11 protein-coding genes are annotated in these 13804 nt (G+C 65.4%); 7 read left to right on the forward strand and 4 right to left on the reverse strand.

Translation table 11 applies throughout. The annotated features are described in order from the left end of the window. Nucleotides 1–7 precede the first annotated feature (7 nt). From ACR42D_RS14390 to ACR42D_RS14410, 5 genes are all read left to right on the forward strand, one after another. Nucleotides 8–1042 (forward strand): TRAP transporter substrate-binding protein, encoded by a 1035-nt coding sequence (locus ACR42D_RS14390; RefSeq protein ID WP_484567481.1) that lies wholly within the window; start codon nucleotides 8–10, stop codon nucleotides 1040–1042. Between the two features lie 73 nt (nucleotides 1043–1115). Next, nucleotides 1116–2411, forward strand: a complete 1296-nt coding sequence (gene thrC, locus ACR42D_RS14395; protein ID WP_484567482.1) for a threonine synthase — start codon at nucleotides 1116–1118, stop codon at nucleotides 2409–2411. Between the two features lie 20 nt (nucleotides 2412–2431). Further along, nucleotides 2432–3898: a pyridoxal-phosphate dependent enzyme gene (locus ACR42D_RS14400; protein WP_484567483.1), complete on the forward strand. Its 1467-nt coding sequence runs from the start codon at nucleotides 2432–2434 to the stop codon at nucleotides 3896–3898. Nucleotides 3899–3907: 9 nt separating this feature from the next. Then, entirely contained in the window at nucleotides 3908–5101 is a 1194-nt protein-coding gene (locus tag ACR42D_RS14405; protein ID WP_484567484.1) for a YgeY family selenium metabolism-linked hydrolase, read from the forward strand. 16 nt (nucleotides 5102–5117) lie between these two features. Further along, nucleotides 5118–6707, forward strand: coding sequence for an N-acyl-D-amino-acid deacylase family protein (locus tag ACR42D_RS14410; RefSeq protein ID WP_484567485.1), 1590 nt, complete (start codon nucleotides 5118–5120; stop codon nucleotides 6705–6707). 329 nt (nucleotides 6708–7036) lie between these two features. On the opposite strand, the gene ACR42D_RS14415 is transcribed toward ACR42D_RS14410, so the two are convergent. Continuing rightward, nucleotides 7037–9025 carry a monovalent cation:proton antiporter family protein gene (locus ACR42D_RS14415; RefSeq protein ID WP_484567486.1) on the reverse strand — a complete coding sequence of 663 codons (1989 nt, stop codon included), beginning with the start codon at nucleotides 9023–9025 and terminating at the stop codon, nucleotides 7037–7039. Nucleotides 9026–9452: 427 nt separating this feature from the next. Here ACR42D_RS14415 and tsaA point away from each other — a divergent pair, with 427 nt between their 5' ends. Both tsaA and ACR42D_RS14425 read left to right on the forward strand, forming a co-directional pair. Further along, nucleotides 9453–9959, forward strand: coding sequence for a tRNA (N6-threonylcarbamoyladenosine(37)-N6)-methyltransferase TrmO (tsaA, locus tag ACR42D_RS14420; protein ID WP_484567487.1), 507 nt, complete (start codon nucleotides 9453–9455; stop codon nucleotides 9957–9959). Between the two features lie 88 nt (nucleotides 9960–10047). Further along, nucleotides 10048–10863, forward strand: coding sequence for an alpha/beta fold hydrolase (locus ACR42D_RS14425; RefSeq protein WP_484567488.1), 816 nt, complete (start codon nucleotides 10048–10050; stop codon nucleotides 10861–10863). 129 nt (nucleotides 10864–10992) lie between these two features. On the opposite strand, the gene ACR42D_RS14430 is transcribed toward ACR42D_RS14425, so the two are convergent. From ACR42D_RS14430 to ACR42D_RS14440, 3 genes are all read right to left on the reverse strand, one after another. Further along, nucleotides 10993–11769 carry a DUF169 domain-containing protein gene (locus ACR42D_RS14430; protein WP_484567489.1) on the reverse strand — a complete coding sequence of 259 codons (777 nt, stop codon included), beginning with the start codon at nucleotides 11767–11769 and terminating at the stop codon, nucleotides 10993–10995. A 327-nt stretch (nucleotides 11770–12096) separates the two neighbouring features. Then, nucleotides 12097–12963: a universal stress protein gene (locus ACR42D_RS14435; RefSeq protein WP_484567490.1), complete on the reverse strand. Its 867-nt coding sequence runs from the start codon at nucleotides 12961–12963 to the stop codon at nucleotides 12097–12099. A 21-nt stretch (nucleotides 12964–12984) separates the two neighbouring features. Further along, entirely contained in the window at nucleotides 12985–13782 is a 798-nt protein-coding gene (locus tag ACR42D_RS14440) for a universal stress protein (protein ID WP_484567491.1), read from the reverse strand. Nucleotides 13783–13804: the final 22 nt, after the last annotated feature.

The raw sequence follows: 13804 nt of genomic DNA on the forward strand, positions 1-13804 counted from the left end.
GGATCCTATGAGAATCGGTAAGAGACTGACTGTCCTGATCGCCGTGGCGGCTCTGATGCTGTGCTCGGCCCAGGGTGCGCTGGCCGCCAAGGTCATCAAGATGCACCACCTGAACAAGAACGGCGCGTTCGACAATCCGTCCGGCGCGGCCGCCGTGGTCTTCAAGAACCTGGTCGAGTCCGGCACCAACGGCGAGGTCCAGGTCCAGATATTCCCCAGCGGCCAGCTCGGCAAGGACGCCGAAGTGGTCCAGCAGGTCAAGGACGGCATCATCCAGCTCGGCGTGCACTCCGTGGGCGCCATCGGCAGCGTCTACCCCATGATCTCCGTGCTCGACGTGCCCTTCGCCTTCCCGAACCACGCCGTGGCCTATGAAGTCTTCGACGGTCCCTTCGGCAAAAAACTGGCCGGCGACATCTCCGCCAAGACCGGCATGAAGTGCCTGGGCTTCTCCGACTCCGGCGGCTTCTTCCAGTTCACCAACTCCAAGCGCCCGATCAAGACCCTGGAAGACATGAAGGGGCTGAAGATCCGCACCATGGGCCTGGACACCCACAAGATGCTCGTCTCCTCCCTGGGCGGCCAGCCCGTGTCCATCGCCTGGTCCGAGGTCTACACCTCCCTGCAGACCGGCGTCGCCGACGGCCAGATGAACCCGGTGCCCATCGTCGAGTTCGCCAAGCTGTATGAGGTCCAGAAGTACCTGACCATCTCCAACCACCTGTTCGCGCCCCACGTCTGGATGATGAACGCCGACTTCTACAACTCCCTGACCCCGGCCGAGCGGGAGGTCGTGGAGAGCGCCGCCAAGACCGCCATCGTGGTCTCCAGGGGCATCGCCAACGCCATCGAGGCGTCCGATCGCGGCCTGCCTTTCCTGTCCTCCAAGATGGAGGTCTACACCCTGCCCGAGTCCGAGAAGGAGCGCTTCCGCGCCGCTTCCCAGCCGGTCGTCATGAAGTACCTCGAAGAGCACTTCGGCGACGAGGGCAAGGCCATGCTGAACGCCTTCCTGGACGCCATCAAAGAGGCCTCCAAATAACCCGGCCCAAGGCTTGAACGCCGGGCGGCAGGCTCATCCCGCCGCCCGGCCATAACAACCGCAAGCAGAAAACATGAACAAGACACCAAGGCCCGATCACATCACAGGAATGCGCTGCACCATCTGCGGCAGGACCTACCTCCCCGGCGAGGTGGACTACGTCTGCCCGGACCACGGCAACGAAGGCATCCTGGACATCGAATACGACTACGACGCCATCGGGCGACGGATTTCCCCACAGAGCCTGGCCCAGGACAGGACATGCAGCCAGTGGCGCTACCGCCCGCTCCTGCCGGTGTTGCCCGACACCCCGGTCCCGGCCGCCGCCGTGGGCTGGACCCCGCTTTACAAGACCGACCGCCTGGCGAAATCCCTGGGATTGAACGCCCTGTACGTCAAGGACGACTCCCGCCAGCCCACCGGCTCCCTCAAGGACCGGGCCAGCGCCCTGGCCGTGATGAAGGCGCGCGAGGCCGGAGCGGACATGATCACCACCGCCTCCACCGGCAACGCGGCCGCCGCCCTGGCGGGCATGTGCGCGGCCAGCGACATGGCCTGCACCATCTTCGTGCCCCGCTCGGCCCCGAGGGCCAAGGTGGCCCAGCTGCTGGCCTACGGGGCCCGCGTCTTCCTGGTGGACGGCAGCTACGACGACGCCTTCGAGCTGTGCCTCAAGGCCGCCGACAGATACGGCTGGTACAACCGCAACACCGGCTTCAACCCCTACATGGCCGAGGGCAAGAAGACCGCCGCCTTCGAGATTTGCGAGCAGCTGAACTGGCAGTGCCCGGACACCGTGTTCGCGGGCGTGGGCGACGGCTGCATCATCTCCGGCCTGCACAAGGGGTTCATGGACCTCTTCCGGCTGGGCTGGATCGACCGCATGCCCCGGCTCATGGGCGTGCAGGCGGAAGGCAGCGACTTCCTGCACCGCTGCTGGAAACAGGGGGCCGATCCGGTGACCTTCCCTCCCATCCAGGCCCACACCGTGGCCGACAGTATTTCCGCGGGGCTGCCCCGCGACCGCCGCAAGGCCATGGCCGCGGTCAACGGCACGGGCGGGGCCTTCCTGCGCGTGTCTGACGAGGCCATCCTGGCGGCCATCCCGGAACTGGCCCGCATGACCGGCGTGTTCGCCGAACCCGCCGGGGCATCGCCCCTGGCCGGGCTGCACGCGGCCCTGGACCAGGACCTGGCGGCCCGTGACGAGACCTGCGTGCTCCTCGTGACCGGCTCAGGGCTCAAGGACGTGGACGCGACCATCAGGGCGTGCGACGCCGCGCCCCCGGTCATCGCTCCGACCCTGGACGCCCTCGCGAACGCGCTGGGGAACGCCCTGGACAACGCCCAACGCAAACAAGAATCATAACCGATAAAGGACGGACAACCATGCTTGACCTGACCATCAACCCGCAGGGTCTGGAAAGCGCCGTGGCCTGCGCGCGCGAGAAGAATATCATCATCCCCACCCTGGAACAGATGTGCCACCCGGAGAAGATTCCGGCCGCCATCAAGGAGAAGCTCGGCGCGGTCGGGCTGTGGGATCTCAACCCGATCAACCTCTTCCGCATCTCCTGGAAGAACGAGCCCGCCGTGAGCGGCGGCGCATACGCGGGCGTCAACCACATCGAGCTGCCCTCGTCCCTGACCGGGGTGGACGCGCGCATCGTCCTGCTGGTCGGCAAGTGGTTCCCCACCGGGGCCCACAAGGTCGGCGCGGCCTTCGGCTGCCTGGCCCCGCGCCTGGTCACCGGCCAGTTCGACCCGCGCAAGCAGAAGGCGGTCTGGCCGTCCACCGGCAACTACTGCCGTGGCGGGGCCTACGACTCCAACCTGCTCGGCTGCGAGTCCATCGCCATCCTGCCCGAGGGCATGAGCCGGGAGCGGTTCGACTGGCTGTCCAAGGTGGCGGGCGAGACCATCAAGACCCCGGGCTCCGAGTCCAACGTCAAGGAGATCTTCGACAAGTGCTGGGAGCTGCGCAAGTCCGGCGACGACATCATGATCTTCAACCAGTTCGACGACATGGGCAACTACCTGTGGCACTACACCGTGACCGGCCGGGCCATGACCGAACTGATCGAGTCCCTGTCCGACGACGCCCAGAAGCACTTCAAGGGCGTGGTCCTGTCCACCGGCTCGGGCGGCACCTTGGCCAGCGGCGACTACCTCAAGCAGCAGTTCGCGGGCGTCAAGGTGGCCGCCTGCGAGGCGTTGCAGTGCCCCACCCTGCTGAACAACGGGTTCGGCGCGCACCGCATCGAGGGCATCGGCGACAAGCACGTGCCCTGGGTCCACAACGTGCGCAACACCGACATGGTCATCGCCGTGGACGACGAGGTGCCCATGAACCTCATCCGGCTGTTCAACGAGCCCGCCGGCATCGAGGCGCTCAAGGAGAACGGCGTGCCCGCCGAGATCGCCGAGAACCTCCACCTGCTCGGCATCTCCTCGGTGGCCAACATGATCTCGGCCGTCAAGTTCGCCAAGTACTACGAGCTGGGCAAGGACGACGTGGTCCTGACCGTGGCCACGGACTCCATGGAGATGTACCAGAGCCGCCTGGCCGAGTTGACCGCCGAAAAGGGCGAGTACGACGCCAAGGACGCCGCCTACTCCCGGGGCATGATGGCCGCCACGACCATCGACAACATGCAGGAGCTCGGCTACTACGACCGCAAGCGCATCCACAACCTCAAGTACTACACCTGGATCGAACAGCAGGGCATGGCCTTCGAGGACATCCAGGCCCAGTGGTTCGACGAGAGCTACTGGACCGGCGTCCAGAAGCTGGCCCCCGAGGTGGACAGGCTGATCAATGAATTCAACGCCAAGACCGGCCTGCTCGAGGGCTAGGAGGGCGACATGGCGAACATGGAAAAATACTGCAACCTGAGCGTGGCCCTGTGCCAGGAGCTCGTCTCCCTGCCCAGCGTCTCCGGCGAGGAGGAGGACGTGGCCAAGGCCCTGGCCGCCGCCATGGAGGCCAACGGCTTCCACAAGGTCACGACCGACCGCTACGGCAACGTGGTCGGCCGCATCAAGGGCAACACGCCCGGCCCGTGCATCCTGTTCGACGGGCACATGGACGTGGTCCCGGTGCCCGACCCGTCGGCCTGGACCCACCCCCCGTTCGGCGGCGACATCGTGGACGGCAAGGTCTACGGTCGGGGCACCTCGGACATGAAGGGCGCGCTGTCCGCCATGGTCGGGGCCGCCTGCTGGTTCGCCAAGGAGACCAAGGGAAGATTCGCGGGCGAGGTCTGCGTGGCGGGCGTGGTCCACGAGGAGCTCTTCGAGGGCATCGCCGCGCGCGAGATATCCCAGGCGGTCAAGCCGGACTTCGTCATCATCGGCGAGGCGTCCGAGCTGAACCTCAAGATCGGCCAGCGCGGCCGCGCCGAGATCGTGGTCGAGACCATGGGCGTGCCCGCCCACTCGGCCAACCCGGACGCGGGCGTCAACGCCGTGCACCTGATGACCGACCTGATCCGCGAGATCGACAGGATTCAAGCACCCTCCCAGGACGTCCTGGGCAAGGGCATCTGCGTGCTCACGGACATCAAGTCCACGCCCTACCCCGGCTCGTCCGTGGTGCCCAGCGGCTGCCGGGCCACTTACGACCGCCGCCTGCTGGTGGGCGAAACCCCGGAATCGGTCCTGGCCCCCATCAACGAGGCCATCGCCCGCTTGTCCGAGGCCAACCCGGACTTCAAGGCCAAGGTGTACTTCGCCAAGGGCCGCGAGAAATGCTACACCGGCGTGCACATCCAGGGCGAACGGTTCTTTCCGGGCTGGCTGTTCGACAAGGAAGCCCCGTTCGTGACCGCCGCCCTGGACGGGCTCAGGGGGGCCGGGCTCGAACCCGGCCTGTCCCACTACTCGTTCTGCACCAACGGCTCCCACTACGCGGGCGAGGCGGGAATCCGCACCCTGGGCTACGGCCCGTCCCGCGAGAATCTGGCCCACACCATCGACGAACACATCGAGGTGGACCAGCTGCACAAGGTCACCAAAGGCTACAAGGCCATCATCGAGGCCCTACTGGCCTGCGAATAGCCTTCAAGGAATCGCCATGAGCATCCGCATCGAAAACGCCCGCATCATCGACGGCACCGGCAGCCCGGCCACGCCCGGCTCCGTGCGCGTCGAGGGCGGCGTCATCACCCACGTGGGCCCGGAAGCGCCCGAGGCCGACCAGACCATCGACGCCGAGGGGCGCGTGGTCTGCCCCGGGTTCATCGACACCCACTCCCACTCGGACCTGGTGGTCATGGAGGACCCGTTCATCCTGCCCAAGATCCGCCAGGGCGTGACCACGGAAATCCTGGGCCAGGACGGCATCTCCATGGCCCCCCTGCCCAAGCGGCACATCCCGGCCTGGCGCAAGAACCTGAGCGGCCTGGAAGGCGAGTCCGAGACCCTGGACTGGACCTGGGAGACCACCGACGGCTACCTCTCGCGCCTGGAGCGATCCGGCGCGGGCACCAACCTCTGCTACCTGGCCCCGCACGGCAACGTGCGCATGGAGGCCATGGGGCTGGACGACCGCAAGGCCCGCCCCGGCGACCTCAGGCTGCTCCAGGCCGTGCTGCGCCGCGAACTGGAGGCCGGGGCCTTCGGCTTGTCCACCGGGCTGATCTACCCCCCCTGCACCTACGCGGACAAGGGAGAGATGGAGGCGCTCTGCTCGGTGGCCGCCGAGTTCGGCCGCCCGCTGGTCATCCACCAGCGCAGCGAGGCCGACACCATCCTCGAATCCATGGACGAGGTGCTCGACATCGCCCGGCACACCGGCGTGCACGTACACTTCTCCCACTTCAAGATCTGCGGCAAGTACAACGCCGACAAGTTCGAGCGCGTCCTCACCCTCCTCAACCGGGCGGCCGACGACGGCCTCAAGGTGACCATCGACCAGTACCCCTACGTGGCCGGTTCCACTATGCTCGGGGCGATACTGCCCCCCTGGGCCCACGCGGGCGGCACGGACAAGCTCCTGGAACGCCTGGCCGACGAACAATCCCGCGCGCGCATGCTCCGCGACATTCGCCAGGGCATCCCCGGCTGGGACAACTTCGTGGCCTTCGCGGGCGTGGACGGCATCTTCGTCACCAGCACGCGAACCAAAGCCAACAGCGACGCCGTCGGCAAGACCCTGGTCCAGCTCGGCGAGATGCGCGGCAAGCCGCCCCTGGAAGCTGCGCTCGACCTCCTGCTCCAGGAGGAAAACGCGGTCGGCATGGTCGATTTCTACGGCCTGGAGGAACACGTCAAGGCGATCATGGCCCGCCCGGAAATGAACGTCTGCACCGACGGCCTGCTCGGAGGCACGCCCCACCCGCGCACCTACGGGGCCTTCCCCCGCGTGCTCGGCAAATACGTGCGCGAGGAAAAGGTCATGCCGCTCGAAACCGCCATCCGAAAGATGACCGGCAAACCCGCCGAGACATTCCGGATCGACAAACGCGGCCTGCTCAAGCCCGGCTACCACGCCGACATCGTCCTGCTCGATCCGGACACCGTGCGCGACAACGGCACCTACACCGAACCACGCCAACACCCCACCGGCATAGACCTGGTCATGGTCAACGGCACCGTCCTCCACGGCCCCACCGCCCCGGACACCCCCACCCCGTGCGGGCAAGTGCTCAGGTTGGGAAGATAAGATTGCCTCCGGCGGCTGGGGGAAGGGGAAGGAAAACCCTTTGAAAAGGGCTTTTCCTTCCCCTTCCCCCAGACCCCCATCCCCATCCTTTCCGAAACTTTTTGTCGCCGCTTCGCGGATGTGCGGGCGCGTAGATTCACCTTTCTTTACCGACCATTCATCTAGCTCGAATAAAGTAAAGAAGAGAAACACGATTTATCGTGCCCCTCCGCACGCGCGCATGCGCATACAAAAGGTTTAGAAAGGGAGAGAGGATGGGGGTTCGGGGGAAGGGGAGAGGGAAAACCTTTTCCCAAAGGTTTTCCCTCTCCCCTTCCCCCGATTCTTCCCTACGCCACACAGTTCGCCGTAGCGCCGGATTCAGTGCGGGAGAAGGTGCAGAACCGGGAGCGGTCTTCGTCGTTGCCGATGAAGGCCACGAGGTCGCCGGTTTCGAGGACATAGCTCGCGTCCGGGTTGGTTTTGAGCTGGCCGTCGCGGACCACGCCGACGATGGACGCGCCGGTAGCCTTGCGGACATTGCTGTCGCCGATGGATTTTCCGGCCAGGGGGCTGGTGGCCGGGACCTTGATCCACTGCAGGTCGAACTGTTGTTCCGCGCCCCGGAACTGGACGAGTTCGCGATATTCGTTGGAGGAGTCGGCCAACACGGAATAGAACTCCTGGCGGATGCGGTCGGTGTGGCGCTGTATTTCCACGGGCGGCTTGTTCAGCCGCAGCAGGGACTGGCGGGACATCTCCAGGCTGGCCTCGAGTTCCGGGAGCACGGCCTCGTCCGCGCCCAGTTCCTTCATGTCGTGCAGGTGGTCGCGGGTGGTGGACCGGGCGATGATGTCCAGATCCGGGTAGTCCTGCCGGACGTGCTGGATGATGGTCCGGATGGTCACCAGGTCGGGCACGGTGACGATGAGCTGGGCCGCATGGTCCAGCCCGGCGGCCTCGAGCACGATCTCCTGGCTGGCGTCGCCGTAGACCGCCGGTATGCCCGCCTTCTTGGCCTGCTCGAACCGGCGGTGATCCAGTTCCACGACGACGTGTGTCTGGTCGAACCGCCTGAGGATCTGGGCGATCTGGAGCCCCACCCGGCCTGCGCCGAGGATGATCACGTGGCCGTCCAGGCCGTTTTTGGGCATGTTGGTCGATTCCAGCTCCTCGTGGGAGAACCAGCGCTTGCGCAAGGCGTAGAGCCGGGCGGTTTGGCCGGAGATGATCGGGGTCAGGACCATGGAGATGATGGTCACGGTCATGATCATGGAATAGACCTCGCGCGGAATGGACCCTGTGGACAGGCCGAGCCGGGCCAGGACAAAGGCGAACTCGCCGATCTGGAACAGACCCAGGCCAACGGCCAGGGGCACCACGTTGCGGTAGCGAAAGACCTTGGCCACCACGGCGAAGATGAGCCCCTTGCCCGCGCAGAGCACGACGAGCAGCCAGAATATCTGGCTGAAGTGCTCCACCAGGTACATGGGGTTGAAGAGCATGCCCACGGAAGAGAAGAAAAGCAGCCCGAAGATGTCGCGCAGGGGGATGATGTCGGACAGGGCCTGGTGGCCGAAGTCGGACTCGGACAGGACCATGCCGGCCACGAACGCGCCGAAAGCGAAGGACAATCCGGCCAGGTAGGTGACGTAGCCCACGCCCAGGCCGATGGCCGCGATGGCCAGCAAAAAGAGTTCGCGCGAGCCGAGTTGGGCGATGCGGGCCATGAGCCAGGGCAGCAGGCGCGTGCCGAGCAGGATCATGGAGGCCAGGAACAGGGCGGCCTTGACCAGGGCGAAGCCGAGCTTGGGCAGGCCGACCACCGGGTCGTTCAGTTCGGGCAGGACTATCATCATGGGCACCACGGCCAGGTCCTGGATGATGAGCATGCCGATCATGACCTTAGAGGACAGGGTGCCGAGCCACCCCTGGTTCATCAGGGTCTTGAGGATGACCATGGTGCTGGAAAAGGAGGCCAGGGCGCCCAGCCACAGGGAGGACTTCCAGTCGAAGCCCATAAACTGGCCTATGGCGAAGCCGAGCGCCATGGTCAACAGCATCTGTATGGGGGTGCCGACGAGGGCCACCCACTTCACCGGCTTGAGGTCCTTGAAGGAGAACTCCAGCCCCAGGGCGAACAGGAGCAGCGCGATGCCGATCTCGGCCAGCAGTTCGATCTCGTGCGCCCCGGACACGGTCAGCCCGCCGGTGTACGGCCCGAGCAGCACCCCGGACAGGATGTAGCCGAGAATGATCGGCTGGCCCACCCGCTGGGCGGCCAGCCCGCAGAAGAAGGCGAAGACGATGATCAGTATGATGTCCGTGGCAAGGCCCATGTTCAGGTCCACCTCGTGTTGCGTTGTTGCGCGCGTGCCGGGAAACCGGCCCTGTCGGCGGGAGGGCGACAGGCCGTCCCGTGGGCGCGGACTTTTACCATAAAGGGTATCCCGGCCGGAATCCAGATGAAAAGGAAACGGACGGCCGACTGTACAACACATCTGTTTTATTACCTTTCCGCCTGCCACCCCCGCCTGGCCCGCCACCGTGCGCACGTTCGCACAAGGCCCGCGGGCCGAGCCTGTCGGGCGATATGCCGCCCCTGGACGCAAATACTACATTTTTGTGTACAACTTATTTCAAATATGTACGAAAACGCACAATTGTAGACATGATCAGATGTTCATTGTATTGTGATCATTACATTTCCAGTGATGGCACAGTGTATGCTCACAGAGACATAAATACCCAAACAAGGCGTACTGAATGAAGATCACCTACCGACCCATAGGCTTTTTCCATACCCCGCACAAAAACACCACGGGCATGCCCATCCAGCCCTCCGGGGCCCAGGGCATCAAGGGGACCATCAAGATCCTGCCCGAGTTCCGCGAAGGCATCCGGGACATCGAAGGGTTCTCGCACCTGATCATCCTCTACCACCTGCATGAGATACAGGGCCAGGAACTGACCGTGATCCCCTTCCTGGACAAGAACCCACACGGCATCTTCGCCACAAGGTCGCCCAAGCGGCCCAATCCGCTGGGGCTGTCGGTCATGTCCCTGTGCGGGGTCTCGGACGAGGGCATCATTCTGAACAACGTGGACGTGCTCGACGGCACGCCGGTCATCGACATCAAGCCCTACGTCCCGGACTTCGACGTCTGGCCCGCCGACCGCGTGGGCTGGTTCGAGGGCAAGTCCTGCAACGCGACCACCAAGCGCAGCGATGACCGGTTCGCGGCCTGTTCCCTGGAGGACACGGGGAGCTAGGGGAATTTTTCGCAACGGCATCCCGAAGCGCTCGCGGACCCAAGGCCCGTGCCCGGCCGACCGATGCAAACACCATGTGAGGTGAACCATGGCAGTCTTCGTTCTTTTGCACGACGCATTCCAGGGCGGTTGGGTCTGGCGCCAGACGGCACGCGAGTTGCGCGACCTCGGCCACGAGGTCCACACCCCGAGCTACGCCGGGCGCACCCTGCCCTTTGACCCGGACAAGGCGGACAGCCCCGCCCGGGCCGCCCTGGACAACCTGGTCCGCTATTTCGAGGCCGAGGACATCACCGGCGCGGTGGTCGTCTGCTCCGGCTGGTCCGGCCTGCTCGGTCCGGCCCTGGCCGAGGCCCTGCCCTCGACCATACGCAGCCTGGTCTTCTGGGACGCCGTGATCCCCGAACCCGGCAAAAGCTTCATGGAGGTCTGCCCCGCCTCCCTGGCCGCAGCCATCGACGGCAACAGCGAGTCCGCCCAGGTCGCGCCCTTCGTGTCCGGCCCGCTGCTCTGGCTCGGGTTCGGCGAAGACAGCGCTTCGCTCCTGGCCCCCTTCCCCAGGCGGGCCTTTACCGAGCCGTATGGCGGACCGGCGCGTGGCCATTGGCCCGTATCCCTGTTCGTGCACTCCCCGGACGAGGACGCGCCCGGCTCGCCGTTTTGCCGCGAGGCGGTCGACGGGGCGGGCATGCCGTGGTTCGAGTTGAACATGGACGAGTATCCGCTCCTGGGCCGGGCGCAGGAACTGGCCCTCCTCCTGGCGTCCCGGACCACGTCCGGCCTCCCGCGCAATGAAGACGGCTGCGGCCGGAACACCATGCCGCACGAGATGCGCATGCAATATTGTTCGCATTACAGGAAACGCCACGAGATGGCCGTGGCCTGCGAAGGAATTGACGCCTGACGGCGGGCTACCTCCTCCCGCCCGTCGGCATGACGGCCCTCGCCACCCGGGCCGCCAACCCTCGTCACCGTCCGCGCCGGAAGCCGCACCCTTGTCCGGCGCGGACGGGTCGTCGGGGGATGATCCCGCCTATTGTTCCTTCTTGAAGATGATCAACGGGCAGTTCTTGCACACGTCCGCGCCGGGGAAACCGTCGCCGGGCCGGGTGATGGAGCTGCTGCCCGCCTCGATCCGATCCATGAGCCGGCTGAAGACCGCGCCGAACTGCTTGCCCGGGATGATCACGTTGATCTCGCCGCGCTCGGTCTTGCCCGCGTTGTAGCTGCCCGAGCAGGCCGGGAGCATGTTGAACTCCTGGGACACGTAGGTGCTGACGTTGCCGCCGCAGGCCGACGAGTTCATGGTGATGGTCGGACGCAGGGGGTGGGTGTCCGTGGCGGCCATGTAGTCCACGGCCAAGTGGTAGGCCTGCATGTTGTCACAGTAGAAGTGCACGGTGTCCGGCTCGTAGAGACCGTCCACCGAGCCCAGCGGGGCCACGGCGATGCCGAGCAGCCCCTCGGGCAGGCGCGATTTGGAGCGCACGAACCGCTCGGCCTGGTCCAGGTCCTTGGTGTACTTGGCGTGGCCCTTGATCTCGGCGTCGTCCAGCTCCTTCCAGCCGAAGCTGTACTTGGCGTTGCCGCAGCCCAGCCCTTCCGCGCCGGAATAGACGATCTGGCCCTTCATGCGCGCGCCCAGCTCCCACTGGCAGAAGGTCATGGCCTTGACCGGCGTGTAGATCTCCGGGGCCGCCTTGTGAAAGGCGTCCAGCTCGGCCTGGTCAAAGAAGAACTTGACCGCCACGGGGTAATGGTAGAGGCGCAGCTCGCGCATCAGAACTTCCTGCATTTCCTTGTACGACATGAGATTCTCCTTCTTGTCTTGGGATGTAATGGACACCGGATCGGACAAGAAGGCCCTATCCGGCATTCTCCCGCTATGCCCCGGCCTTGCCGTGGTCAAGCGGACACCGCCTTGTGAAATCCGTCACACCATTATGCTTGAAAAAGCATAATACTCTCTTTGGAACCCCTGATCTTTGCACCGCATTTCGCAAGCGGCAAGAGAGTCACGAAAACAGGTCGGTTGCGGACCTTTTTCCGATACGGTGAAACAAGAGGGAGTGGATGGGAGGGTGGCGGCGGAGCCCCCGGACAGGGGTGGGGGCTCCGCCTCCGGTTCGGTCATGGGTCAGCGCAGGATAAGCATGGATGAGGAGGCGTGATTAACCAACGCATTGACCCGTTTGGAGTGAAAAAACCGTTGCAGGGGCGACTTGTGCCTGAGCCACAGGGCCATGAGGTCGTCCTTGCGCCCGGATTCGATGAAGGTCTCGAGCGAGTCCTCGTCCACCACCCGGATCAGGGCGTTGACGTCCCGCTTCAGGTAGTAGTCCAGGACCTCGCCCATCTTGGCCTCCACCGCCTCGCGCAGCTCGCCCTTTTTGAGCACGCCGACCACCTCGAGCCCGGCGGCGTAGATGGTCACCCACTGGTTGATCAGTTCGAGCGACTCCTGGGAAATGTCGCCGTGGTCCAGGCAGCAGACCACGCGCGAGGTGACCGGCTCCTCGCGGATGACGAAGACCGAGCAGTCGGCATCGTCGGCCACCCGGCCGGGCACGTCCGAACCACGGCCCCAGCCGCCCTCGTGCTGGCCGCAGCCGAGGATGACCAGGTCGCATCCCTCGGCCCGGGCCTCGGCGGTGATGGCCTTGACCGGGTCGCCGCCGCGCAGATGAAGCTTGAAGGTCTTGCGCCCGGAGAGGTCCTGTTCCAGGACCTTGTCCTCCCGACGGGTAAGCGGTCCGTCCCCGCGTCCGTCGTACAGGTCCACGCCGGGCCCCAGGGCGTCGAGAAAGTCGGCCCGGTAGCGGTTCAGCAGCCGCAGCCTGGGATGGGCGTGGGACGGGTCCAGCTCCTCCTCGGCGATGTAGGAGCGGTTCTTTTCGATGGCCAGCATGACCACGTCGGCCCAGGTGTTGGCCGCCAGACGGGCGGCCTGGCGCACGGCGTACCGGCTGTAGGCGTTTTCATCCACGGCGACGAGAATCTTCATGTCAACTCTCCCTTGGTGCGGTTACCAGCAAATGAGGATGGGGCTGGAGGCCAGGCCCAGGACCTCGGACAGGGGCGACTTGCGGTTGGACCTGCGGTCCATGTGGGCCACGATCATGCCGTAGTCGCCCAGGTTGCGCGCGGCGGTCTCGGGCGAGCCCAGCAGGGTGAAGGCGCGGGCCGGTTTGTAGCCCAGCCCGGCGAGCAGCTCCCCGCCCTCGCTGAGGAGCTCGTCCGGGTGCGGGTCCTGGTGCAGGTCGTCCATGGCGTAGGCGCACAGGTCGAAATCCACGTCCCGGCCGCCGAACAATTGGTGGAAGCGGGCCACCAGGGACTCCACGTCGGTCTTCTCGTCCAGGACCAGGGCCAGCCGGTCGGACTGGATCATGTTGCGCACCAGCAGGACCGGGCACGGCATCTGGCGGTAGAGCTTGGAGCGCAGCCGCTTGCGGAAGGCGCCGGTGTTGAAGTTGGCCACCTCCCCTTCCACGAAGAAATCGTATCCGCCCAGGCGCAGCTCCTCGAGCAGGGTGTCGTCCCTATCGCCCACGCGGACGATGGGATTGGGCAGGATGAAGCAGTCGAGCTTTTCGCTGTTCAGGATGCGCTGCACCTCCTCGAGCCCGGCCTGGCGCAGCCCCGATTCCCAGGAGCGGCGTATCCAGCCGGTTTCCGAGGAGTGCGGCTTGTGGTCCGGTTCCTCCACATGCACGGGCTGCACGGCGATGCCGAGCAGCTCCGCCTTCCGGCACAGGTATCGCAGGGCCACATTGGACGCCAACGTCATCTCCACGGGGACAAGGGCTTTCAGCATGTCCATGGGCGCACCTCGCTTGTTGAAT

Origin of the sequence: Pseudodesulfovibrio sp. lm2024, assembly GCF_051175575.1 — a bacterium.
In the GTDB taxonomy this organism is placed as follows: Bacteria; Desulfobacterota; Desulfovibrionia; order Desulfovibrionales; family Desulfovibrionaceae; genus Pseudodesulfovibrio; species Pseudodesulfovibrio caledoniensis.